Genomic DNA, 441 nt, shown 5'->3' with positions numbered 1-441 from the left:
CTTCCAGCAGCAGCCGCGCCAGCGTCGCCATCAGGACGTAAGGCATGTTGCCGGCGGAAAAGACTTCGTTGCAGGCGCGGATGTCGTCGATCTCCTGCACGCCATAGCCCTGCGACATGAGCCGCGACACCAGGGGCGCAGGCTGCAAGGCTTCTGCTTCCCGCTCGGCGACATCCCGAAGGGACTGGCAGGCCTGTTCAAACACCTTGGTTCCGGTGATTGGCTCCATGGCCGACCACAGGGTGTCATAGAAGCGGGGGTAATGCGCGAAGGCCATGGCAACCACACCCATCCAGGGGACGCCGAGGCCGGTCTTGGTGCGCTCGTAAACCGCCGCGCGCGCACCGCTGACGGCGAATTCCGGGACTGGATGGATCGCGGGAATAGGGTCGGGCTTCAGCCGGGGGAGTTCAGCCATCGGCGTGGATTTCCTGCGGCAAA

At 64.6% G+C, this 441-nt stretch carries 1 protein-coding gene; it reads right to left on the bottom strand.

Features of this window, described 5'->3' with window-relative positions; all coding sequences use genetic code 11:
• Nucleotides 1–418, bottom strand: a 418-nt coding sequence (locus AVO45_RS12530) for a hypothetical protein (RefSeq protein ID WP_157770161.1), incomplete at its 3' end; no start/stop codon positions are given.
• Nucleotides 419–441: the final 23 nt, after the last annotated feature.

Origin of the sequence: Ruegeria marisrubri, assembly GCF_001507595.1 — a bacterium.
GTDB classification, from domain to species: domain Bacteria; phylum Pseudomonadota; class Alphaproteobacteria; order Rhodobacterales; family Rhodobacteraceae; genus Ruegeria; species Ruegeria marisrubri.
This window is presented reverse-complemented; position numbering and strand designations above follow the sequence as displayed.